Source organism: Amycolatopsis sp. NPDC043889 (assembly GCF_056435645.1).
Map to the genome: position 1 here is coordinate 105,305 of NZ_JBWKEC010000004.1, position 23,117 is coordinate 128,421.

A 23,117-nucleotide genomic window follows, 5' to 3' on the forward strand; every position below is an offset into this window, starting at 1 on the left:
GTCACCTTTCTCCCCGGCTCCGCCCGAGGTGTCCGCGGTGCTGTTCCCGGACGAGGTCTTCGATGGACGCGCGCAGCGCGACGAACTCCGGCGCGCGTTTGACCGCGAGGTCGCGTTCGGCGGGCAGGTCGACCACGATGTCGGCGGCCACCCGGCCCGGATCCGAGGCCAGCACCACGACGCGGCGGCCGAGGAACACGGCCTCTTCGACGTCGTGGGTCACCATCAGCACGGTGGTGTGCGTGTCGGTCCAGATCCGGCGGATCAGGACCTGCATGTCCTCTTTGGTCTGGACGTCCAGCGCGCCGAAAGGCTCGTCCAGCAGCAGCACGTCGGGTTCGCACGCCAGCGCCCGCGCGATCGCGACCCGCTGCTTCTGCCCGCCGGAAAGCTGTTTGGGCAACGACTTCCGCAGGTGATCGAGCCCGGTCTCGTCGAGATACCAGTCGACGCGGCGTGCGCGTTCGGCCTTGTCGAGGCTCAGCAGTTCGAGCCCGAACGCGACATTGCCCTCCACGGTGCGCCACGGGTACAGCGCGCCGTGCTGGAACACCAGCCCGCGTTCCGGGCCGGGCCCGGTCACCGCGTCACCGTCGAGGGTGATCAGGCCGTCGGTCGGTTCGGTCAGTCCCGCGATCAGCGACAGCAGGGTCGATTTGCCGGACCCGCTCGCGCCGACGACGCAGACGAAGTCGCCGCGAGCGACGTCGAGGTCGATCCCGTCGAGCGCCCGGGTGGTCTTGCCGCGGACCGTGTAGTCCTTGGCGACGGCCTTCAGCTGAAGCGTCATGCCGCCCACTTCCCGACCCTGGCCCGCAGGAGCCGCAAGGCGATGTCGATGACCAGCCCGAGCAGGCCGATCACGATCAGCAGCGCGAAGATCCGGTCGGTCTGGGTGAACCGCTGCGCCCGCATGATCCGCAGGCCGAGCCCGGCGGTGGCGTTGATCAGCTCGGCGACCACCACGAAGTTCCACGCGGCCGCGGCGTTGACGCGGGTCGCGTCGATCATGCCGGGCAGCGCGTGCGGGACGATCACCTTGCGCAGGACCTCGCCGCGCCGCGCGCCGAGCGTGTAGGACACGTCGATCAGGGAACGCGGTACCCCGCGGACGGCGTCGGCGGTCATCAGCGTGTTGAAGAAGACCGTGCCGAGGAACAGGACGGCGACCTTCGACGGTTCGCCGAGGCCGAGCCAGATCATCAGCAGCGGGATGAACGCGCTCGCCGGCAGGTAGCGCAGCATCGCGATGACCGGCTCGAACAGCGCCAGCCCCGCGTCGAACGTCCCCATCACGATGCCGAGCGGCACCGAGACGAGCACCGCGAGCCCGAACCCGAGCAGCACCCGCTGGGTGGTGGCCCAGAGGTCGCTGAACAGTTCGCCCGACTCGATCATCTTCAGCAGCGCGTCGAACACCGCGACCGGCGTCGGGAGGAACATCGGCTTGATCGTGCCCAGCGCGTTGAGCGTCACCCAGACCAGCAGCGGGATCACGAACGAGGCCACCGCCAGCGCCCACCGCCAGCGCGCGGGGATCGGCGTCCGGAGCGAGAGCAGCGGCGAGGCGTTCGGCTTGAGGCCTGCCCGGCGGGGCAGCGGCGACCAGTCCGGTCGCGTGCCGCGCCGCTCCTCCTGCGCCTCGGCGAGCCGCTGTTCGTCGTCGAGGCGGCGCGCTTCGGCCTCGTCCGCGGCGTCCGTCCGCTGAGCGGCCCGCCCCGACGCGTCCGTGGCGCTCACTTCACCGCCTTCACGTACTGGTCGTCGAACAGCCCGTCGAAGTTCGGCCTGCTCTGGGCGAGGCCGTTGGAGACGATGAATTCGGCGATCTTGCCCGCCTGGAAGTTGAGGTGGGCGGGGGTGACGCCGGGGGTGAACGCGTCGAGGTTCTGCTGCTTGGTGAAGATCGTGGTGCCCGCGTCGTAGGTCTTGTACTCCTCGATCGACACCGCGCCGCGTTTGGCCATGATCCGCACGGCCTCGTCCCGGTTCTGCTTGATCCACTCGATGGTCTCGAACCAGGTGTTCACCAGCGCCTGGACCTCCTTCTTGCGCTCCTTCGACATCTGCTCGGAGACGACCAGGTGGTCGGGGATGGCGCCGGGGAACTCGGCGGACGTCGCGATCGCGCGGCTGCCCGGGCGCTCGAGTGCCTTCGTGGTGAAGGGCGCGAAGGCGGCGACGGCGTCGACCTGCTCGCCGACGAACGCGGCCGCGGCGGCGTCGGTCAGCAGCGGGACCAGCTCGATGTCCTTCTCGGTCAGCTTCGCCTCCTGCAGCGCGAGCAGCAGCAGGTAGTGGTCGACCGTGCCCTGCTCGACGGCGACCTTCTTGCCCTTGAGGTCGGCGACGCTGGTGATCCCCTGGCGGGCGATGACCTTGTCGTTGCCGGTCGAGTTGTCGTTGACCAGCACGACCGACAGCTTCGCGCCACCGCTGACCGACGCGAGCGTGTCGTTCAGGGTCTGGCTGTTCGCGTCGATCGCGCCGGAGGAGAGGGCGTTGATGCTCTCGGTGTAGCTGTCGAACCACTTCAGGTCGACGTTCACGCCGTTCTTCTCGAAGAGGCCCTTCTCCTGGGCCACCGCCCACGGGAACCAGCCCGGCCAGGCGCTGTAACCGATCGTGACCTTGGTGCCGGAAGCGGCCGTGCTGTCGGAACAAGCCGAAAGGGCGGTCACGCCTGCCAGCGAAAGGACGCACAACAACGCCGTCACGAGACGGCGGGAACGGGAAATCACAACGCACTCCTGGGGAAGGGGAGTAACTCGGGCGTGGAAAGTTCCGGCTGTTCGAGCGCAGGACTGATCGACCGGTGTCGAACTCCCTCACGGAAGCCCGGCCGGCAATAGCGGATGATGCGGCCGCACACCCTGCCGCCCCCACCAAAACCTCTGAACACTCTGGACAGAGGTGATCACCCCGTTGCTCTCGGCGGCGATCCTATCGAGTGGCGCAAGGTCTACCTAGTGTGATCGTCGGCTCTTGCACGATTCGCTGTCACATTCTGCTAAATCCGGCCGTTCGCCCCAAAGGGCGGACTCTCGCATGGTGGGCAACGCCGTGCCGGACGCCGTACGTCCATCAGGTGGCGGATGAAAATTCCGAAGGGAGCAGAGGATGAAACTTCGTGCGGCCGCGTCGTGCGTCGCGGGGGCGGCGATCTTGTCCACCTTGGCCGGCGCGGGGCAGGCGAACGCGACCAGGCCGTCCAGTCTGGTTCTGAGCCCGAACGCCGTCGTCGCAGGTGACCCTCGTCGCGGACGGACTCGCCGCGCCGATTCCCTTGCGGGTGGTGGGAGACGGCGGCACCGGCGGCATCGGTGTCGCGTTGCGCGGCGACGGTCCGGTGGGGACGGTGCCGGGGCGGTACACGGCGTCGTACGACTGCCGGGGCTGGATCGTCCGCGCCGAGTTCACTGTCACGAACTGACAGCGCGACAGAAGACGCGAAGGCCGGTTTCGGGACGCGAATTGGCGTCCGGAGCCGGCCTTCGCTGACACATCTCACGGAGATGTTCCGGACAGTAATTTCTGTCAATCGACAGAATTGGCTCGGGCGGGCGCGGGTCCCGCCGTGAAAACCGGAAGAATTGTTCGCGGAGTACCGAAACATCGACGAAACAAAAGCGGGAAATGGTGACGGTAATTCCTTGCCGACCCGGTCTGTCCAGGCGGTTTCCGGCTTTTGTGAGGGCGGGCGCGATTTCGCGGACGGGTGGAACGATTCGGGACAAGGCCCCGGATGGAGCGACGTTCGACCTTGATCGATCAGGTCCGCCGGGTAACGGGGAGGTGACGGCTTGCGGTCCAGCGGCTACACACAGATGATCGGGCAGGGGTGGCGGGTGTCACCGTTCAGTGGGTTTCGCCGCCGCCTTCTAGGCAATACCGTCGGCGGCGAAGCCGAAGTTGTAGCCCCGATCGGGTACGGAGGTTTGGCGGATGATGCCGGAGATCAAGGATGGCGCTGCTGGCGCTGTCGGCGCTGACGACGCCGTCGTTCGCCTGCCCGGAATGAGGGTGGCCTACGAAGGGGCCGCCTTCGACGAGTCCGCGCTGGCGGAGACGTGGACCGCCCAGCTGCAGGACTGGCTGAATCAGGCCGTCTCCGCCGGGATCCCCGAACCGAACGCGATGGTGCTCGCCACCGCCGACCCGGAAGGCAGGCCGTCCTCCCGGACCGTGCTGTGCAAGGGACTCGACGAGCGCGGTGTCGTGTTCTACACGAACTACACCTCGACCAAGAGCCACGACCTCACCGCGACGCGCTACGCGTCGGTCACCTTCCCGTGGTACGCCCTGCAGCGTCAGGTCCACGTGCGCGGCGAGGTGGAGAAGGTCAACGTCGCCGAGACCGCCGAGTACTGGGCGTCCCGCCCGCGGGGTTCGCAGCTCGGGGCCTGGGCGTCGCCGCAATCCCGCGTCGTCGACGGCCGCCGTGCCCTCGAGAACGCCCTCCACGGGATCGAGCGCCGGTTCGCCGACGTCGAGAACATCCCGTTCCCGCCGCACTGGGGCGGGTGGCGCGTCCGGCCCGACGTCGTCGAGTTCTGGCAGGGCCGCGAGGACCGCATGCACGACCGGCTCCGCTACGTCCGCACCGACGACGGCTGGCAGATCGAGCGCGTCGCGCCGTAATTTTTTGTCGCGCGACAGTGAAGTCCCTCGTCGCGCTGACGCGCTTCCGAGAGACCGTGGGGTCACCGAGGCCGCGGCCGGCCGAGGGAAAGGATGATCCCGGCGGCGACGGGTGAGCTAAATCGCGCGCGGATGGTTAGTTAGCGCGGCTAAGCTGTCTGGTTGTGGGTGACGACGTGGGGGTTGACCAGCGCAAAGGTGTCCGCAAGCTGTTCGGCTCGATCGTGGTCGACACCCGGCCGCTCAAGATCCCCGCGTTCCGCCGCCTCTGGCTGTCCACCGCGGTCACCGCCGTCGGCAGCCAGCTCACCGCCGTGGCGGTCCCCAAACAGGTCTTCGACCTCACCGGCTCGTCGGCGTATGTCGGCCTGACCGGCCTGGTCGCGCTGATCCCGCTGCTCGTCTTCGGGCTCTGGGGCGGCGCCATCGCGGACGCCGTCGACCGCCGCAAACTCCTGCTCGTCACCAACGTCGGGGTCACGCTCACCTCGGCCGTCCTGTGGCTCCAGGCGTTCCTGAACATCGGCTCCGTCTGGCTGGTCCTGGGCCTGCTCGCGGTCAACCAGGCGTTCTTCGCGATCAACATGCCGACCCGCGGCGCCGTCGTCGCCCGGCTGGTCCCGGACAACCTGATCGCTCCCGCGACCGCGCTCAGCAGCACGATGTCCACCTTCGGCGCGGTCTTCGGCCCGCTGCTCGCCGGTTCGCTGATCCCGATCCTCGGCCTCTCGACGCTCTACCTGATCGACGTCATCGCCCTGACCTTGACCCTCATCGCGGTCTACAAGCTGCCCCCGATCCCGCCGCTCGGCGAGATCGCGCGCCGCGCCGGGATCCGCGACATCGTCGACGGCTTCAAGTACCTGGCGACCCAGAAGATCCTGCTGGCCTCGTTCCTCGTCGACATCATCGCGATGGTCGCGGGTATGCCGCGCGCGCTGATCCCGGAGATGGCCGAGCGCACCTTCGGCGATCCGCCCGGCGGCGGCCCGGCGCTGGGCTGGCTGTACGCGGCGCTCCCCGCGGGCGCGATGCTGATCGGCCTCTTCTCCGGCTGGCTGACCAGGATCCGCAAACAGGGTGTCGGCGTGATCGTCTCGATCTGTGTGTGGGGCGCGGCCGTCGCCGGTTTCGGGCTCGCGAACTCGCTGTGGCTCGCGGTGTTCTTCATGGCGCTCGCCGGGGCCGCCGACATGGTCAGCGCGATCTACCGCATGTCGATCCTGCAGCTCGCCACCACCGACGAGATGCGCGGACGGCTGCAGGGCGTGTTCACCGTCGTCGTCGCGGGCGGCCCGCGGATCGCCGACCTCACCCACGGCTGGGCCGCCGCCGGCGTCGGCACGGCCGCCGCGGCCTCCGGCGGTGGAGTGCTGGTCATCGTGCTGGTCATCGGCGCGGCGCTGCTCATCCCGTCGTTCTGGCGGTACCGGGCCCCGGTGGACTGAGCCGTTCGGTCTATCGTCGGGCCCATGCGTATTTCACGGGCGATCGTCCTGTTCGCCGCTGTCATCGCGACCCTTTCCGCCTGTTCGTCCGGGGACGAGAAGACGGACAACGCGGCCAAGCCGTCGAGCCAGGCTCCGGCTCCTTCCGCCGCGCCGAGTTCCTCCGCCGCTCCCACCGGTGGCACCGGGTCGAAGGAGCCGTGCGCGCTGCTGCCCGCCGAGGCCGTGGGCAAGGCGGTCTCGATCCAGGGCGTGACGTCGGCGCCGGGTCCGGTGCAGGACAACGCCGCCAACGGTGGCAAGGCCAAGAGTTGCGTCTACTCGGCCGCCGGCAAGCAGATCGGCGCGCTCGCGGTGACCCGCTTCGAGGGCAACAAGATCAAGCCCGCCGAGATGGTCACCGCGCTGAAGAAGGCCAAGCCGAACGCGAAGGACGTCGCCGGTGTCGGCGAAGGCGCCATCTACTACACCGACGAGAACAAGACCGCGACGCTGGCGGCCGCCGAACTCGTGGACAACGTGCCGGTACTGGTCAACTACACCGGGCCGACCAAGATGACGCAGGAAATGATGCTCCCGCTGGTGAAGACCGCGGTCGACGCCAACTGAGCGAATTACCCAAAGGCGTGCTTCGTCAACCCGTGACGAAGAACTGACCAAACCGGACTGTCGGCACCAGACGTGATGCGGCACACTCTTGCCGCATGGCGGACACGACGACAACAGAACAGACCGGTCCGGCCGGTCAACCGAGCCTCAAGCGGGTGATGGGTTCCAAACTCCTGCTGTTCTTCGTGGTGGGGGACATCATCGGGACGGGCGTCTACGCGCTCACCGGGCAGGTGGCCGGCCGGGTGGGCGGCGCGCTTTGGCTGCCGTTCCTGATCGCGTTCGTGGTCGCGATCATGACCGCGTTCAGCTACCTGGAACTGGTCGGCAAGTACCCGCAGGCGGCAGGGGCCGCGCTCTACACGCACAAGGCGTTCAAGCTTCGCTTCCTCACCTTCATGGTGGCGTTCGCGGTGATGTGCTCGGGGATCACGTCGGCCTCGTCGGCGGCGAAGGCCTTTGGTGACACCTATCTCAAGGAATTCATCACCGCGCCCATGCCGCTGGTGGCGATCCTGTTCGTGATCGGCCTCGCGCTGATCAACTTCCGCGGGGTCTCCGAATCGGTGAAGACCAACGTGGTGCTGACCTGCATCGAGATCGGCGGTCTGCTGATCATCATCGGGGTCGGCGTGTGGGCGGTGCTCAACGGCAACGGGGACGCGTCGCGGCTGGTCGAGTTCGACACCGAGAACCAGACGATGCTGGTGGCGATCACGTCGGCGACGTCGCTGGCGTTCTTCGCGATGGTCGGTTTCGAGGACTCGGTGAACATGGCCGAGGAGTGCAAGGACCCGATCCGGATCTTCCCGAAGGCGATGCTGTGGGGCATGGTCATCGCCGCGACCATCTACATCCTGGTCTCCGTGACCTCTTCGCTGCTGGTGCCCGCCGACGAACTGGAGGCCGCCAAGAGCAGCGCGCTGCTGAAGGTGCTCGACGTCGGGGCTCCCGGTTTCCCGCGCGAGATCTTCTCCGCGATCGGTCTCTTCGCGGTCATCAACTCGGCGCTGATCAACATGCTGATGGCCAGCCGTCTGCTCTACGGCATGGCGAACCAGCGGATCATCCCGAAGCAGCTGGGCACCGTGCACCCGTTCCGCCGCAGCCCGTGGGTGGCGATCGTGTTCACCAGCCTGATCGCGATCGGCCTCGTGTCCTTTGTGGACATCAGTGTGCTCGGTGGTACGACGGCGTTGCTCCTGCTGGCGGTGTTCGCCATCGTCAATGTCGCGGTCCTGGTACTGCGCAAGGAGAAGGCGGCGCACCAGCATTTCCGCGCGCCGACGATCATCCCGGTGCTGGCCGCGATCTTCTGTCTCTACCTGGTGACGCCGCTGTCCGGACGACCCGCGCGCGATTACAAGGTCGCCGCGATCCTGCTCGGCGTCGGCATCGTGCTCTGGGGGATCAACTGGCTCGTCATGCGGGCCACGCACAAGGAAGAGGACCGGCAGCCCGTCGAGCCGCCGGTCGGCTAGCCGCGGCTGAGCGACTGGTACTCCACCGGGCTGTGGGCCGAGAACACGGTGACCTCGTCGGCGTGTTCTCGGCTCAGCTCCCGCAGCCGCTCGACGTTCTCCAGCCGCGGCTTGCGCAGCGTCTGCACCATGTTCTGGAAGGCGGTCATCCCCGGCGGGCAGTGCGGCTTCACGGGATCCATCTGGCCATGGAAGAAATACGCGTCGCCCGCGTGCAGCAGCCAGCCGTCGCCGGTGTCGACGGCCACCCCGGTGTGGCCCTTGGTGTGGCCCGCGAGCGGTACCAGCAGGATCTCCGGCGGCAGGCCCTTCAGCTCGCGGACGGCCTGGAAACCGAACCAGTCGTCCCCGGCCTCGTCGTACATGCTCCACAGTGGACGGTGGGCGAACTGGTTGGCGCGGAACCGCAGCTTCTCGCTCTGGTTGGCCGGTGACGTCGCCGCGTCGTGCTCCGCGGTGCGGACGTGCACGACGGCGTTCGGGAAATCCGCGAGCCCGCCCGCGTGATCGACGTCGAGGTGGGTGCAGATGATGTGCCGGACGTCTTCGAGCTTGTGGCCGAGCGCTTCGACGTGGTGCGCCGCGGTCTCCGTCTCGACCGGTTTCGCGCCGACCATGAGCGTGAACGGCGTGCCGAGCCACGCCCCGGGATTCTCGACGCCCTTGCGGCCGAAACCGGTGTCCACGAGTACGAGTCCGTCGCCGGTCTCGATGAGCAGGCAGTGCGCCACCAGCTCCGAGCGGCGCAGCAGGCCGGGCTGGCCGTCGAGCAGCCTGCCTCCCGGTGCCCGCATCGTGCCGCAGTTCAGGTGGTGCACCTTCATAGCCTGCTCCTCTGGCTGAGCCGTTCGAATGCGGTGGCGTCGTGCGCGGCGAACACCGTCACCTCGTCACCGTTGTTACTGACAAGTTCGCGCAGCCGGCGCTGGTTGTCCAGTCGTGCGGTCTTCTCCGTCTGCATGTACGACTCGAAGAAGCCCAAGCCCGGAGGGATGTGCGGCTTTCGCTCCAGCTCGCCGCCGTGGAAGACGGCGTCACCGGCGTTGAGGAGCCAGCCGTCGCCGGTGTCGACCGCGACGCCGGCGTGCCCGCGGGTGTGCCCGGCGAGGGGGATGATCAGGACGTCCGGGACCCCTTCGAGTTCGCGGACGGCGTCGAAACCGAACCACGGCTCGCCGTCGGCGCGGTACGACCTCCACAGTGGACCGTGGCTGAACTGGACCTTCCGGTAGCGGCTCGCCTCCTTGCGGTCGATCGGCTTCTCCAGCGCCTGAAGCTCGCGATCGTGGACGTGGACCCGCGCCTGAGGGAAGTCGACGAGCCCGCCCGCGTGGTCGAGGTCGAGGTGGGTGAGCACGATGTCGCGCACGTCGGCCGGGTCGAAGCCGAGCTTGCGGATCTGGGTCGTGGCGCTGAGGTCGTCGTCGCTGTCGGGGTGGACCAGCCGGACGAAACCGGCGCCGAGCCATTCGACCGGGCGGGTGACGGTCGGCGTTCCGACACCGGTCTCGACGAGCACGAGCCCGGTGTCGGTCTCCAGCAGAAGACAGTGACAGATCAGTTCGGCGCGGCGGAACAGACCGGGCCTGCCGTCGATGAGCTTGCCGCCGAGCGGCCGCATGGTTCCGCAGTTCAGGTGATGGACGCGCATCAGGACAGCTCCCGTTCGAGGGTGGCACGGAGGTGAGGGGCGATCGCGCGCAGCGGCGCGGTGTCGTGCAACGTCTTGGCCAGCAGCAGACCGCCCTCGATGGCGGCGAGGACGACGGTGGCCAGGTGATCCGCCTTGTCGGTGTCGAGCGCGCCGGCGATGACGGTGTGCCAGGACGTGTAGCCATCGGCACAGGCCTGACGGATCGCCTCGCTGTCACCCGACGCGTCCAGCGCGACCGTCGCGAGCGGACAGCCGCGCTGGAAATCCGACTCCTCCAGCGAGGTCGCCAGCGCTTCGACCACGTTCTCGATCCCGGTGACGACGTCGGGCGCGTTCGTGGCGATCATGCGCAACTGGTCGCACAGCCGGTCGGCGGACTGGCGGATGGCCTCGGCGGCCAGCTGCTCCTTGCCGCCGGGGAAGTGGAAGTAGAGCGATCCCTTGGGCGCGCCGACGGCGGCGACGAGCTGGTTGAGACCGGTGGCGTGGTAACCCTGCTGGTGGAAGAGCTCGGCGGCGGAATCGAGCATGCGCTGCCGGGTGTCGGTGCGGCGGACCATGCGACCGACTGTAGCTCAAACTATGACGACCGGTCTAGTAAGATTGGTTTACACAAACCCTCTTCATTCAGAATATTTGTGTAAACTGGTCGGTGAACCGATCGGTGCTCGAAGGGAGCGGACATGGTCGACTCGGCCCAGTTGCTCCCGGTCGCGCGGGCGGCGCATGTTCTGGACATTTCACGAGAGCGTGTCCGCGAACTCGTGCACGACGGCAGGCTGGACGCGATCCGGATCGGCCGTGAGCTGCTGGTCGACGCGCGGTCGGTCGAGCACCGGAAGAGTGTGGTGAAGCCCGCTGCCGGACGGCCGCTCTCCGCTCGGATGGCGTGGGGTTTCCTGTGGTCGTTGAGCGGCTATCGGCCGTCGTGGATCTCGCCGTCGGAACGCGTCCGGCTCAAGCGCTACGCGCGGGAACGCGAGCCTGTCCAATGGCCGCGCCTGCTTTCCGGCCGCGCGCGCGTCCATCGTGTGCGGATGCTGGCCGGGCCGCTCGCGCGACTCCGGGACGACCCGCACGCCGTCGTCAGCGGGCCTGTCGCCGCGGGGCGCCACGGCGCCGACCTGATGGCGGGCAGCGGCGATGAAGAGTTCTATGTGGACGCCGCCCGGTTCGACGAACTCGCGCGGTCACGCCGGCTCCGGCTGGACAGTGCGGAACCCAACGTCGTGATTCGTGTTCCTGCCCTGTCCGGTGTGCTGCGCCCGCCGGGGGCCGGAGACCTCGCGATCCCGGCGGCCGTCGCGGCGGATCTGCTCGACGCCGGGGATGAGCGTTCTGTCCTTGCGGCACAACAACTTCTCACTCGTTTGGGCGGGGTCGTGAGTGGCGATTCAGGTTAGAACCCGAATCGCCATTCACGATCACCGCGACCAGCTAGGCGGCGTCCTGTAAATCTACGCCTCCTCAAGTGTCCACAAAGGACGCTTTTGCTGGCCGAAATGTTCGCTTGATGCTCGTATGTACGGTTTTCAGGTGGAGTCGTGAGTGGCAAGGAGGGTTCTAACCCTCTTTATCACTCACGACCCCTTTGTGAAACCACTCAAATCGGCCTAATCGGGCATCTTCGCCTCGAAGAAAGGCCTTTGTGGACATCTGTGCCGCCGACGGCGTCCCGCAAGTGATCGTGCGGCCGGAGCACGTCGCGAAAGCCACGTTCGCGGCGCCTGATGTCCCGAAAGTGGCTTTCGCGACACCTGGGCGTGAAGACCGCGAACCAACCTGCAGGACAGCCCCTGGTCGCTAGACGCCGATCGCGGACGCTGACCCGCCGAACTGTTGCCGCAGCTCGCGTTTGAGCAGCTTCCCGGACGCGTTCTTCGGCAGTTCGCCGACGAAATGCACCGACTTCGGCACCTTGTGCGCCGCCAGCGAGTTCTTGGCGAACTCGATCAGTTCAGCTTCCTCGACGGGTTCCTTCGCCACGACGACCGCCGCGATCGCCTCGATCCAGCGTTCGTGCGGCAGACCGACGACGGCGACCTCGGCGACGGCGGGATGCGCGTACAGGGCGTCTTCCACCTCGCGCGACGCGACCAGGACGCCACCGGTGTTGACGACGTCCTTGATCCGGTCGACGACGAACAGGTAGCCCTCTTCGTCTTGCCGTACCAGGTCGCCAGAGTGGAACCAGCCGCCCGCGAACGCCTCCACCGACTCCTCGGGCTTGCCCCAGTAACCGGTGCACAGCTGGGGAGAGCGGTACACGACCTCGCCGAGTTCACCCGGCGGAAGGTCGTTCATCTCGGCGTCCACCACCCGCGTCTCGACGAAGAGGACCGGGCGGCCGACCGAATCCGGCCGGGCGTCGTGCTCTTCCGGCCGCAGGACCGTCGCGAGTGGACCGATCTCCGACTGCCCGAAGCAGTTGTAGAACCCGACTTCCGGCAGCCGTGCGCGGAGCGCGTTCAGCACCGGCACCGGCATGATCGACGCGCCGTAGTAGGCCTTGGTGAGGCAGCTCAGGTCCGCGTCCGCGAGACCGGGATGGTTCGCGAGTCCCACCCAGACGGTCGGCGGGAAGAACAGGGAAGTGATGCCCTGGCGGGGAATCCGCGCGAGGATGTCGCCGAGGTCGGGCGCCTCGACGAGGTGGTTCGTCGCGCCGACGGCCAGACCGGGCATGAGGAAGACGTGCATCTGAGCCGAGTGATACAGCGGCAGCGCGTGCAGCGGCACGTCACGGTCGCTCAAGTCGAGCGCCGCGATGCAGGACGAATACTCGTGCACCAGCGCGCGGTGGGTGAGCATCGCGCCCTTCGGCCGCGAGGTCGTCCCGGACGTGTAGAGCAACTGGACGAGGTCTTCGTCCGCGACCCCGGACTCCTCGTGCGGTTCGACGGTTTCGTCCAGCGCCCACTCCAGAACGTCCAGTGTGGACACATGATCGACGCCGACGTGCCCGGCCAGCGCGGGGTCGACGAAGGCCACGGCGGGTTCGGACTGCGTGAGCAGGTACTCGAGTTCTTCACCGCGCGCGTTGAAGTTCACCGGCACGTGCACCAGCCCGGCCCGCGCGCAACCGAGGTACAGCAACAGGTACGCGTCGGAGTTCTTGCCGAAGGCCGCGACGCGGTCACCGTGGACGAGCCCGCGCCCGAGCAGTTTCGCCGCGACCCGGCCCGCCGCACGGTCGAGCTCCGCGTAGGTCCACACGCGATCGGCGAACGTGAGGGCGACCCGGCCCGGGACGCGGCGCGCGCTCCGTTCCAGGACGCGGCCGACGGTGCTGGGGTAGCCGGGAACGGTCATCGCGGCGGTCTCCTTCGTCCGGGCGTGGCATTCCCAGACTACGTTCCCGGCGCCCGCCGGTAACCTCGTCCGCATGGCCAATCCCACCGGAGAGCAGTTCGAGATCACCCGCGGCAACGCGCGCGCCGTCGTCACCGAGATCGGTGCCGGGTTGCGCGCGTTCGAGGTCGGCGGAGTGCCCTACGTCGAGGCGTTCGCCGAGGACGAGAAGCCGCCGAAGGGCGCAGGGCAGGTGCTGCTGCCCTGGCCGAACCGCACCAAGGGTGGCCAGTGGGTGTACCAGGGTGAGAAGCAGCAGCTCCCGATCACCGAGGAGGCGCGCGGCAACGCGATCCACGGCCTGACCCGGCACGAGGAGTGGGAGCTTCTCGAGCACGCGGAGTCGTCGATCACGATGGCCATCGACGTCCCGGCGCAGGAGGGCTGGCCGGTGCCGCTGCGTGCGACGATCACGTACGAGATCTCGCCGCGCGAACTGGTCGTGACGCACGAGATCCGCAACGAGGGCGAGAGCCCGATCGGCGTCGGGCTCGGCACGCACCCCTACTTCCGCATCGGCGACGTGCCCACCGACGAGCTGACCCTGACACTGCCCGCGAGCCGGGTCCGCCCGTATCTCGGCGACGAGCAGATGCCGTACGCCGACGAGCAGGACGTCGAGGGGACCGAGTACGACTTCCGGTCCGGCAAGGTGCTCGAAGGCGTCGACCTCGACACGGCGTTCGGCGGGCTGAGCGTCGCCGAGGACGGGAACCACCACCACGTCCTCTCGCACGGGGAGCAGGAGCTGCTGGTCTGGGCCGGGCCCGACTTCCGCTGGGCGCAGGTGTTCACGCCGGACGACCTGGTCGGCCGCGGCCGGGCGGTGGCGATCGAGCCGATGACCTGCCCCGCGGACGCGCTCAACACCGGCACCGACCTGATCGACCTGGAGCCCGCCACTTCGTGGACCGGGAGCTGGGGAATCCGGGTGCGCTGATGACGGCTCTGCTCCGGCTGGGCCCCGTGGACGCGGGCGAAGTGCTCACGCTGCAGCGCGCGGCGTACGTCCCGGAGGCCAGGGAGCACGAGAACCTCGACCTCCCGCCGCTGCTGGAGACCTTCGAGCAGGCCAAGGATGCCCTGGGCGACCCCGCGTGTTTCGCCTGGGGCATCAGGGAATCCGGGCGGCTGGTGGCGAGTGTCCGGATCGTCGTGGACGGCGAGGCCGGTCTCGTCGGCAGGCTCATCGTGGCCCCGGACAGGCAGGGGCACGGCCTCGGCGGCTCGTTGCTGCTCGCCGCCGAGGCCGCCGCCCCGCCTTCGGTGACCGTGTTCCGCCTGTTCACCGGGGAGCGGAGCGCGGGCCCGCTGCGGATGTACCGGAAACTCGGCTACGTCGAGACGCACCGAACGCCCGAGAAGCACTACGAACTGGTCCACTTCGAAAAGCCCCGCGTGCGGACCGGTGGCCCAGTTCGTTAGCGTGTCAAAGTATGTCTGACAAAGTACTGGTCAAGGCCATCGTCGGTGGTTACGTCGTCCCGGTCGACGGTGATCCCATCGACGGCGGCACGGTCCTCATCGAGAACGGGAAGATCGCCGCGGTCGGCACGGACGCCGACGTCGACGTCCCCGACGACGCCGAACTGATCGACGCCGCGGGCAGCTGGGTGCTGCCCGGGTTCATCGACGCGCACGCCCACCTCGGCGTCCACGAAGACGGCGAAGGCTGGTCGGGGAACGACACGAACGAGATGACCGACCCCAACGGCGCGCGGTTCCGGGCGATCGACGGGATCGACCCGTACGAGCCCGGCTTCGACGACGCGCTCGCGGGCGGCGTCACCAGCGTCGTCATCAAGCCCGGCTCCGGGAACCCCATCGGCGGGCAGACGATCGGCGTCAAGACCTGGGGCCGGACCGTGCTCGACATGATCTTCGCCGAGGGCGTCAGCGTGAAGAGCGCGCTCGGCGAGAACCCGAAACGGGTCTACGGCGAGAAGAAGCAGACGCCGTCGACCAGGCTGGGTGTCGCGTCGACCATCCGCGACGCGTTCACCGCCGCGCGCAACTACGCCGCCCAGCGCGACCACGCGGCCGGCGAGGGCAAGCCATTCGACGTCGACCTGACCAAGGAGACGCTGGCCAAGGTCCTCGACGGCGAGCTGTACTGGGACCAGCACGTCCACCGCGCCGACGACATGGTGACCGCGATCCGGCTGGCCGACGAGTTCGGCTACAAACTGGTGATCAACCACGGCACCGAAGGGCACCTGATCGCGGACCTGCTGGCCGAGCGGGACGTGCCGGTGATCCTCGGCCCGCTGTTCACCACCAAGTCCAAAGTGGAGCTGCGCAACCGCACCCTGCGTGCGCCCGGCATCCTCGCCAGGGCGGGTGTGCGGATCGCGATCACCACGGACCACCCGGTCGTGCCGATCAACTTCCTGGTCTACCAGGCCGCGCTGTCGGTGAAGGACGGCCTCGACCCGGAGACCGCGCTGAAGGCGCTGACCGTCAACCCGGCCGCGATGCTGGACCTCGACGACCAGGTCGGCTCGCTGAAGCCGGGCCTCGACGCCGACGTGGTCATCTGGTCGGGTGACCCGCTGGACGTGATGAACCGGGCCATGCGCGTGTTCGTGCGGGGGCGCGAGGTCTACCACTTCGACGAGGAGACCGGCGTCGGCGTCACCGAGGAACGCCGGTACCGCGAGGGCTGAACCGGTCTTGTCAGAACGACCGGCCCGTGCTCTCATGTGTTACACACTGGGGAGGATGTGTAACACATGAAGCGCTGGGTCTTCGTTCTGGTCGTCGGTATCGGTTTCCTGGTCGTCACCTTGTTGTTCGCCCGTGAGGATCCGAATATCGTCAAATGCGGTGGCCGGATCATGGGCCCCGGCGACGTCTGCGAAAGCACCAAGGGTGGCCGCACCGTCGACGAGGACACCTACGACGAGATGAAGGCCGCCGCCGAATCCAGGGCCGAGACGTTCCGCGACCACGGGCTCTGGATGGCCGGGGTCGGGGTGGCGCTGACCGGCTTGGGGGCGACGATGCTGATCCGCGGGAAACGGCGCAAGGATCGCGCCGTCGCCGCGGCTCGGCAGGATGCGCGGTGGCAGGCACCGCCGGGTTTCCCGCAGCAGCAGGGTTTTCAGCAGGCGCATGGCGCCCGATTCCAGTCCCCGCCTCAGCCCGTGCCGGGGCAGCAGCCTTATCCGCCGCAGACCGGATGGCCGCAGCGGTCGCCGCAGGCCGGTCCGCCGCCACAGCGGTTCGGCCCGCCGGGGCACGGAGGGTCGTGAGTGGCGTTTCGGGTTCTAACCCGAAACGCCACTCACGACAGTGACCCGCGACCAGAGCCGAAGGCGCCCTTCGTCGCATCAGGCGCAGCGAAGGGAGCCTTCACCCCACCTGCCAACCTCACCCAAGATCAACTTAAGCTGCGTGGCATTGGGTTCCAACCGTCCTCACCACTCACGAGAGCAGTCGGTCGAGATCCAGCTTCACCGGAAACGGCTCGGCGGCGGCGAATTCGCCGGTCATGGCCGGAGCGTCCTGGTAGCCGAGTTCGCCCGCTTGGTGGCAGGCGACAAGCGAGACGGGCTCGCTGAGATCGACGATCCAGTAGTGTGGGATCCCCGCGTCGGCGTACTCGCCGTGTTTGGTCACGTAGTCGGTGCGCTTCGAGCCCGGTGACACGATCTCGACCACGACGACGACGTCGACCGCGTGGTACATCGTGTCTTCTTCGTCGATTCGCTCGCCTGCTTCACGGAGGGCGATGATCAGATCCGGTCGCCTGGCGAAACCCGGCTCGCCAGGCGGCACCAGTCCCAGATCGACGTCGATGTCCTGGATGAACTCGAGGTGTTCGGGCAGCTGGGATTCCAGTTGCCTCGCCAAGGCGTAGAGCGCCTTGTTGTGTCTCCTCTTGAGGCTTGGCGACATGACGAGGCGGCCTTCCACGAGCTCGGTGAATCCGGAATCGGGCTCACCGAGCGCCGCGTACTCCGCGACCGACAGCAGGTGATCCGGGATGGCCCACCCCGGTCCACCGTGTGACCCGGCCGTGGAGTCGGGAAGGGCTGGCACAGCATCTCCTCACGTCTTCCACGGTGTCTCACGATCACCACGTGACCACTGGTGAGCATATCGGCGCGGAGAGTCAGCCTTTTCGGAGTTCCCGCGCGATCACCATGCGCTGGATCTGGTTCGTGCCCTCGAAGATCTGCGGCACCTTCGCCTCCCGCATGTACCGCTCCGCCGGGAAGTCCTTCGTGTACCCGGCGCCGCCGAGGACCTGCACGGCGTCGGTGGTCACCTTCATCGCGCCGTCGGTCGCGACGAGCTTCGCGATCGACGCCTGCCGCTGGAACGGCAGCCCGCGGTCGCGGCGGCGGGCGGCGTCGAGGTACATCGCGCGCGACGTCTCGACGGTCGCGGCCATGTCGGCCAGCAGGAATTCCAGTCCCTGGAACTCGATGATCGGCCGCCCGAACTGCGTGCGGCCCTTCGCGTACTCGAGCGCCTCGTCCAGCGCGGCCTGCGCGAGCCCGACGGCGCAAGCGGCGATGCCCAGCCGTCCGGAGCTGAGCGACGACAGCGCGATCTTCAGTCCCTGGCCCTCCTCGCCGATCCGCCGGTCGGCGTCGACGGCGGCGCCCTCGAACATCAGCTGCGCCGTGGTCGACCCGGTGAGGCCCATCTTCCGCTCGGGCGGCGCGGCCGACAGGCCCGGCGTCGCCGCGTCGACGAGCAGGCAGGAGATGCCCTGGCCGCCGTCGTCGCTGGTGCGCACCATGGTCGTGTAGAAGTCGGCCTCACCCGCGTGGGTGATCCACGCCTTCGTGCCGTTCACGACGTACTGGTCGCCGTCGAGCCGCGCGCGGGTCGAGAGGGCGGCCGCGTCGGAGCCGGCGTGGGTCTCCGAGAGCGCGTACGCGCCCAGCAGGCCGCCTTCCAGCATCGAGGGCAGCCAGCGGTCTCGCTGCTCGTCGGTGCCGTGGTGCGCCAGCGCGAAGCAGGACATCGTGTGCACGGAGAGCCCGACGCCGACCGACATCCACGCGGCCGCGATTTCCTCCAGAACCTGCAGGTACACCTCGTACGGCAGCTCGCCGCCGCCCCAGCGTTCCGAGTACGGCAGGCCGAGCAGCCCGGCCTGCCCGAGCAGCCGGAACTGCTCGCGCGGGAAGTGCGCGGTCTCCTCGTACTTGCTCGCGATCGGGGCGAGTTCCTCGCGCGCGATCTCCTTGGCCAGGTCGACCAGATCCTGGGCCTCGGTGCTGGGCAGCAGACGGTCCGCCGGCATGGCTCCTCCGAGCTGAGCTGTACTAAAAACAGTACTGTGGGCTGATTCAGCGTACAGTAGATGGCGCTGGGGGTACACCGTTCGCGTAGGGGATAGTGATCCGATGACCTCGCGCCGCCAGCCCACCGCGCGTCAGAGAGCGCTGCTCTCGGAACTTGAAGCGGTCTTCCTCGCCGAAGGGTTCTCCCAGTTCACGCTGGACGACCTGGCCGCCAGGCTCCGCTGCTCGAAGTCGACCCTCTACGCGCTCGCGCCCAGCAAGGAGCAGCTCGCGGTCAAGGTCGTCACCCACTTTTTCAAGGGCGCCGCCGAACTGCTGGAAGAGCGGATCGCCGGGATCGACGACGCTCGCAAGATCCTCGGGGAGTACCTCGCCGGGATCTCCGAGTACCTGAATCGCGCTTCGGCCGCTTTCATGACCGACATCGCCGAATTCGCGCCGGCGCGGGACGCGTATCAGCTCAACAGTCGCGCCGCGGCCCGCCGGATCCGGTCGTTCATCGATCGCGGCGTCACCGACGGTGTTTTCCGCGAGGTGCACGCGCGGCTGATCGCGGAAATGGCGGGACTGATCATCGAGGGAATCCAGACCGGTGTCGTCGGTCAGCGCACCGGGGTGACCGACGCCGAAGCGTTCACCGCGTTGTCGGAGCTTTTGCTTGGCGGGATCGCGACAAAAAATGTCCTGAACTGACAATTCTGGTGGTCTCACCGCCGCCTCGGCTAGCATCGCGCCCGTGATCGTCGTAGGTGGAGAGGCGCTGGTCGACCTCGTTCCCGGTGAACCGTTGGATTCCACTGTGGACGGTGGGTTGCGCGCGCTGCTGCCCCGGATGGGTGGTGGTCCCTACAACGTCGCGCTCGCCGCCGGGCGGCTCGGCGTCCCGACAGGCTTCCTGTCGCGCGTCTCGAACGACCGCTTCGGCGTCGCGCTGGTGGACCGGCTGCACGCCTCCGGCGTCGACACCGCCTTGCTGCAGCGGGGAAACGAGCCGACGACCCTCGCCGTGGTCGCGCTCGACGAGAAGGGTTCCGCCCAGTACACCTTCTACACCGAGGGCACCGCGGACCGGCTGGTCGCCGACCCCGGCCCGCTGCCGGAGGATGTGACGGCGCTCTCGCTCGGCACCCTCGGCATGGTCCTGGAGCCGGGCGCGAGCACGTACGAAACCGTGTTGCGCCGCGAATCCGACCGCGGCGTCCTGACCGTGCTCGATCCGAACATCCGTGCGGCGCTGATCGCCGACCCGGCGGCGTACCGGGCGAGGTTCGATTCCTGGCTGCCGCATATCCGCCTGCTCAAGATCTCCGACGACGACACGGAATGGCTCACCGAGGGCGCCGACCCGGTCGACGCGGCAAAGGTCTGGACCTCTTGCGGAGTCGATGCCGTCGTGCTCACCCGGGGCGCGCAAGGGCTGTCCGTCATCACACGAGCGGGCGAAATCGCCCAGGTCCCCTCACGCCGGGTCGACGTCGTCGACACGATCGGCGCCGGTGACACCGTGCAGGGCGCCCTGCTGGCGTGGCTGTACTCGAACGGCGTCCGTGACTTGTCCACTCTCGACGCCGACGGCTGGCGTACGGCGCTCGAATTCGCGGCGAAAGCGGCGTCGATCACCGTCTCGCGGAGCGGGGCCGAACCGCCGACGGCGGGCGATATGGCATCCGCCGTGTGAACCTGGTCCCAAAGGGGCTGTTGTGAGCAACTCACCCGCTGCGCGTTGACCCCATTCTCGACTAGCGTAGAGGGGAATTCATACCCCAGCGGGGCGGTGTGCAGCGAGGCCGTGGGTCACGCGCGTGAAAGAGGGCGTACCTGTGGAACCTACAGGCGCCGCCGGCCCGTGCTGAACGTGAGAGGGACTTACATGTCCGACGCGACGACGGCTGCGGGGCAGTCCGGCGAGACCGCGACGCTGCGCCTGCCCAACGGCGAGCACGAGTTCAAGGTGATCCACCCGGTCGAGGGCGCGCCTGGGATCGAGCTGGGGAAGCTGCTGGCGACGACCGGGTACATCACCCACGACCCGGGTTTCGTGAACACCGGTGCCGCGTCGTCGGCCATCACCTACATCGACGGTGACGCCGGCATCCTGCGCTACCGCGGGTACCCGATCGAGCAGCTGGCCGAGAAGTCGACCTTCATCGAGGTCTCGTACCTGCTCATCTACGGCGAGCTGCCGACCCAGGCGCAGCTGGAGGAGTTCACCGGGAAGATCCAGCGGCACACCCTGCTGCACGAGGACCTGAAGGCCTTCTTCAGCGGCTTCCCGCGCGACGCGCACCCGATGCCGGTGCTCTCCAGCGCCGTATCCGCGCTGTCGACCTTCTACCAGGACTCGCTCAACCCGTTCGACGAAGCGAACGTGGAGCTGTCCACCATCCGCCTGCTGGCCAAGGTCCCGACCCTGGCCGCGTACGCGTACAAGAAGTCCGTCGGCCAGCCGCTGCTGTACCCGGACAACTCGCTCGGCCTGGTCGAGAACTTCCTCCGGATGACCTTCGGTTTCCCGGCCGAGCCCTACGAGGTCGACCCGGACGTCGCCAAGGCGCTCGACCTGCTGTTCATCCTGCACGCCGACCACGAGCAGAACTGCTCGACCTCGACCGTGCGTCTCGTCGGCTCCTCCGAGGCGAACCTGTTCGCCTCGATCTCGGCCGGTATCAACGCGCTCTTCGGCCCGCTGCACGGTGGCGCCAACAGCGCGGTCCTGGACATGCTCGAGGGCATCCAGGCCGAGGGCGGCGACGTCGCGAACTTCGTCACCCGCGTGAAGAACAAGGAAAAGGGTGTCCGCCTGATGGGCTTCGGGCACCGGGTCTACAAGAACTACGACCCGCGCGCGAAGATCATCAAGAACACCGCGGACGAGATCCTCTCCAAGCTCAAGGGCGGCGACCAGCTGCTCGACATCGCGAAGAAGCTGGAAGAGACCGCGCTCTCGGACGACTACTTCATCGAGCGGAAGCTGTACCCGAACGTCGACTTCTACACCGGTCTGATCTACCGGGCGCTCGGCTTCCCGACGAAGTACTTCACCGTGCTGTTCGCGCTCGGCCGCCTGCCGGGCTGGATCGCGCACTGGCGCGAGATGATCCAGGACCCGGCCACCAAGATCGGCCGCCCGCGGCAGATCTACACCGGCTACGCGTCGCGGGACTACGCGCCCATCTCGGAGCGCTGATCCCCCTCCCGCAAGCGCTATGAAAGGTCCTTTCCTTGCAAATTTCGCAAGGAAAGGACCTTTCATTGCATCCGGGCGTGCGGGGCCACGGGAGCGGCCTTAGGGTTCCAGGGTGACCAGAGAAGCCCCGGTAGTGCTGTGGTTCCGCCGCGACCTCCGCCTCGGAGACCACGCCGCCCTCCTGGAGGCCTCGAAACACAGCAAGCACGTCCTAGCCCTGTACGTCCTCGACGACGCGCTCCTCAAACCCTCCGGCGCCCCGCGCGTCGCGTTCCTGCACGGCTGCCTGAAGGCGCTGGACGATCAGCTCGGCGGACGGCTGATGCTCGTCAAGGGTGACCCGGCCGAGCAGGTCGTCAAGGCCGCGCGCGAGATCGGCGCGGCGGCGGTGCACGTCAGCGCGGACACCGGCCCGTACGGCCGCCGCCGCGACGACGAGGTCAAGAAGGCGTTGGCGGAGCACGACATCGACTGGGTCGAGACGGGTTCCTCGTACGCGATCACGCCAGGCCGCATCACCAAACCCGACGGCGATCCCTATCGCGTGTTCACCCCGTTCTACCGCGCGTGGGTGCGCCACGGCTGGCCGCGGCCCGCGGACACCGGTAAGTCCATAGTGGACTGGGTGGAACCGCCGCGCTCCGTCAAGCTCCCGAAGTCCCCGTCGCTCAAGGGGATGGAGCTGCCGGAGCCCGGTGAGCGGGCGGCGCTCGAACGCTGGCACGAGTTCCTGGACGACGGCCTCGAAACCTACGACGAAGATCGCGACCGGCCGGATCGGCCCGGCACGACAAGGCTTTCGCCGTATCTGCGCTGGGGGTGCGTCCACCCGCGCACCCTGCTGGCGGACCTCGCCGGGAACGAGGGATCCGGCGCCAAGGCGCTGCGCGGTGAGTTCGCCTGGCGTGAGTTCCACGCCGACGTCCTGTGGCACCGTCCCGAAACCGCGCGGAAGAACTACGATTCCCGGTTCGACGCCATGGAACACGAGAGCGACGACGAGGCTTTCCGGCGGTGGTGCGAGGGACGCACCGGGTTCCCCATCGTCGACGCCGGGATGCGGCAGCTGCTCGCCGAGGGCTGGATGCACAACCGTGTCCGGATGATCGTGGCGAGTTTCCTGGTCAAGGACCTGCATCTGCCGTGGTGGCTCGGCGCGCGGCATTTCATGAAACATCTGGTCGACGGCGATCTCGCGTCGAACCAGCTGAACTGGCAGTGGGTCGCGGGCAGCGGCACCGACGCGGCGCCGTACTTCCGGATCTTCAACCCGACCACGCAAGGGGAGAAGTTCGACCCCTCCGGCGACTACGTCCGCCGCTACGTCCCCGAACTCCGCTCCGTGCAGGGCAAAGCCGTGCACAAACCCGCCGGCGTGCCCGATTACCCCGCACCCATGGTCGACCACGCCCATGAACGTCAGGTCGCGCTGGAGCGCTACGGCGCCATCAAAGGTCCGTGAAGGCCTCCTTCCCTACTCTC

At 68.0% G+C, this 23,117-nt stretch carries 23 protein-coding genes; 14 read left to right on the plus strand and 9 right to left on the minus strand.

The window, feature by feature from the left end; genetic code table 11:
- Position 1: 1 nt before the first annotated feature.
- The 3 genes from AC0685_RS10730 to AC0685_RS10740 are packed head-to-tail and all read right to left on the minus strand — an operon-like array spanning position 2 to position 2,741.
- A complete protein-coding gene (locus AC0685_RS10730) occupies positions 2 to 790 on the minus strand; it encodes an ABC transporter ATP-binding protein (protein ID WP_340686623.1) in 789 nt (262 codons plus the stop codon).
- The gene (locus AC0685_RS10735) at positions 787 to 1,740 is read right to left on the minus strand and encodes an ABC transporter permease (RefSeq protein ID WP_478225315.1); all 954 of its coding nucleotides are present in this window, start codon (positions 1,738 to 1,740) and stop codon (positions 787 to 789) included. The genes AC0685_RS10730 and AC0685_RS10735 overlap by 4 nt, the downstream gene beginning before the upstream one ends.
- Positions 1,737 to 2,741 (minus strand): ABC transporter substrate-binding protein, encoded by a 1,005-nt coding sequence (locus AC0685_RS10740; RefSeq protein WP_478225316.1) that lies wholly within the window; start codon positions 2,739 to 2,741, stop codon positions 1,737 to 1,739. The genes AC0685_RS10735 and AC0685_RS10740 overlap by 4 nt, the downstream gene beginning before the upstream one ends.
- Before the next feature lie 506 nt (positions 2,742 to 3,247).
- On the opposite strand from AC0685_RS10740, the gene AC0685_RS10745 reads away from it, so the two are divergent.
- From AC0685_RS10745 to AC0685_RS10765, 5 genes are all read left to right on the plus strand, one after another.
- On the plus strand, positions 3,248 to 3,433 hold the full coding sequence (locus AC0685_RS10745; protein ID WP_478225317.1) for a hypothetical protein: 186 nt from the start codon (positions 3,248 to 3,250) through the stop codon (positions 3,431 to 3,433).
- 512 nt (positions 3,434 to 3,945) lie between these two features.
- Positions 3,946 to 4,641: a pyridoxamine 5'-phosphate oxidase gene (pdxH, locus tag AC0685_RS10750; RefSeq protein ID WP_340686627.1), complete on the plus strand. Its 696-nt coding sequence runs from the start codon at positions 3,946 to 3,948 to the stop codon at positions 4,639 to 4,641.
- Positions 4,642 to 4,805: 164 nt separating this feature from the next.
- A complete protein-coding gene (locus AC0685_RS10755) occupies positions 4,806 to 6,089 on the plus strand; it encodes an MFS transporter (protein ID WP_478225318.1) in 1,284 nt (427 codons plus the stop codon).
- Between the two features lie 24 nt (positions 6,090 to 6,113).
- On the plus strand, positions 6,114 to 6,698 hold the full coding sequence (locus tag AC0685_RS10760; RefSeq protein ID WP_478225319.1) for a DUF3558 domain-containing protein: 585 nt from the start codon (positions 6,114 to 6,116) through the stop codon (positions 6,696 to 6,698).
- A 95-nt stretch (positions 6,699 to 6,793) separates the two neighbouring features.
- The gene (locus AC0685_RS10765) at positions 6,794 to 8,179 is read left to right on the plus strand and encodes an APC family permease (RefSeq protein WP_340686630.1); all 1,386 of its coding nucleotides are present in this window, start codon (positions 6,794 to 6,796) and stop codon (positions 8,177 to 8,179) included.
- On the opposite strand, the gene AC0685_RS10770 is transcribed toward AC0685_RS10765, so the two are convergent.
- Genes AC0685_RS10770 through AC0685_RS10780 form a run of 3 tightly spaced genes read right to left on the minus strand, consistent with a single transcriptional unit; the run spans position 8,176 to position 10,393 of the window.
- Entirely contained in the window at positions 8,176 to 9,003 is an 828-nt protein-coding gene (locus tag AC0685_RS10770) for an MBL fold metallo-hydrolase (RefSeq protein WP_478225320.1), read from the minus strand. The genes AC0685_RS10765 and AC0685_RS10770 overlap by 4 nt on opposite strands.
- Positions 9,000 to 9,830 (minus strand): MBL fold metallo-hydrolase, encoded by an 831-nt coding sequence (locus AC0685_RS10775; protein ID WP_478225321.1) that lies wholly within the window; start codon positions 9,828 to 9,830, stop codon positions 9,000 to 9,002. The genes AC0685_RS10770 and AC0685_RS10775 overlap by 4 nt, the downstream gene beginning before the upstream one ends.
- Positions 9,830 to 10,393: a TetR/AcrR family transcriptional regulator gene (locus AC0685_RS10780; protein ID WP_478225322.1), complete on the minus strand. Its 564-nt coding sequence runs from the start codon at positions 10,391 to 10,393 to the stop codon at positions 9,830 to 9,832. Before AC0685_RS10780 ends, AC0685_RS10775 begins: the two co-directional genes overlap by 1 nt.
- Positions 10,394 to 10,516: 123 nt before the next feature.
- On the opposite strand from AC0685_RS10780, the gene AC0685_RS10785 reads away from it, so the two are divergent.
- Complete coding sequence (locus AC0685_RS10785) at positions 10,517 to 11,236, plus strand: helix-turn-helix domain-containing protein (RefSeq protein ID WP_478225323.1); 720 nt, start codon at positions 10,517 to 10,519, stop codon at positions 11,234 to 11,236.
- A 400-nt stretch (positions 11,237 to 11,636) separates the two neighbouring features.
- Here AC0685_RS10785 and AC0685_RS10790 read toward each other — a convergent pair whose 3' ends face one another.
- Positions 11,637 to 13,145: a fatty acyl-CoA synthetase gene (locus tag AC0685_RS10790; RefSeq protein ID WP_478225543.1), complete on the minus strand. Its 1,509-nt coding sequence runs from the start codon at positions 13,143 to 13,145 to the stop codon at positions 11,637 to 11,639.
- Positions 13,146 to 13,218: 73 nt separating this feature from the next.
- On the opposite strand from AC0685_RS10790, the gene AC0685_RS10795 reads away from it, so the two are divergent.
- From AC0685_RS10795 to AC0685_RS10810, 4 genes are all read left to right on the plus strand, one after another.
- Entirely contained in the window at positions 13,219 to 14,124 is a 906-nt protein-coding gene (locus AC0685_RS10795; RefSeq protein WP_478225324.1) for an aldose 1-epimerase family protein, read from the plus strand.
- Positions 14,124 to 14,609 (plus strand): GNAT family N-acetyltransferase, encoded by a 486-nt coding sequence (locus AC0685_RS10800; RefSeq protein WP_478225325.1) that lies wholly within the window; start codon positions 14,124 to 14,126, stop codon positions 14,607 to 14,609. The genes AC0685_RS10795 and AC0685_RS10800 overlap by 1 nt, the downstream gene beginning before the upstream one ends.
- Positions 14,610 to 14,620: 11 nt before the next feature.
- Entirely contained in the window at positions 14,621 to 15,850 is a 1,230-nt protein-coding gene (locus AC0685_RS10805) for an amidohydrolase (protein WP_478225326.1), read from the plus strand.
- A gap of 66 nt (positions 15,851 to 15,916) precedes the next feature.
- Positions 15,917 to 16,438: a hypothetical protein gene (locus AC0685_RS10810; RefSeq protein WP_478225327.1), complete on the plus strand. Its 522-nt coding sequence runs from the start codon at positions 15,917 to 15,919 to the stop codon at positions 16,436 to 16,438.
- A gap of 172 nt (positions 16,439 to 16,610) precedes the next feature.
- Here the strand turns inward: AC0685_RS10810 and AC0685_RS10815 are convergent, their stop codons facing one another.
- On the minus strand, positions 16,611 to 17,228 hold the full coding sequence (locus AC0685_RS10815; RefSeq protein WP_478225328.1) for a Uma2 family endonuclease: 618 nt from the start codon (positions 17,226 to 17,228) through the stop codon (positions 16,611 to 16,613).
- 73 nt (positions 17,229 to 17,301) lie between these two features.
- The gene (locus tag AC0685_RS10820; RefSeq protein ID WP_478225329.1) at positions 17,302 to 18,447 is read right to left on the minus strand and encodes an acyl-CoA dehydrogenase family protein; all 1,146 of its coding nucleotides are present in this window, start codon (positions 18,445 to 18,447) and stop codon (positions 17,302 to 17,304) included.
- Between the two features lie 103 nt (positions 18,448 to 18,550).
- Here AC0685_RS10820 and AC0685_RS10825 point away from each other — a divergent pair, with 103 nt between their 5' ends.
- From AC0685_RS10825 to AC0685_RS10840, 4 genes are all read left to right on the plus strand, one after another.
- Positions 18,551 to 19,141, plus strand: a complete 591-nt coding sequence (locus tag AC0685_RS10825) for a TetR/AcrR family transcriptional regulator (protein WP_478225330.1) — start codon at positions 18,551 to 18,553, stop codon at positions 19,139 to 19,141.
- Positions 19,142 to 19,184: 43 nt separating this feature from the next.
- Positions 19,185 to 20,126, plus strand: a complete 942-nt coding sequence (locus AC0685_RS10830; RefSeq protein ID WP_478225331.1) for a carbohydrate kinase family protein — start codon at positions 19,185 to 19,187, stop codon at positions 20,124 to 20,126.
- Positions 20,127 to 20,318: 192 nt separating this feature from the next.
- Positions 20,319 to 21,635, plus strand: a complete 1,317-nt coding sequence (locus AC0685_RS10835) for a citrate synthase (RefSeq protein WP_091598543.1) — start codon at positions 20,319 to 20,321, stop codon at positions 21,633 to 21,635.
- Between the two features lie 112 nt (positions 21,636 to 21,747).
- Positions 21,748 to 23,097, plus strand: a complete 1,350-nt coding sequence (locus AC0685_RS10840; RefSeq protein ID WP_478225332.1) for a cryptochrome/photolyase family protein — start codon at positions 21,748 to 21,750, stop codon at positions 23,095 to 23,097.
- Positions 23,098 to 23,117: the final 20 nt, after the last annotated feature.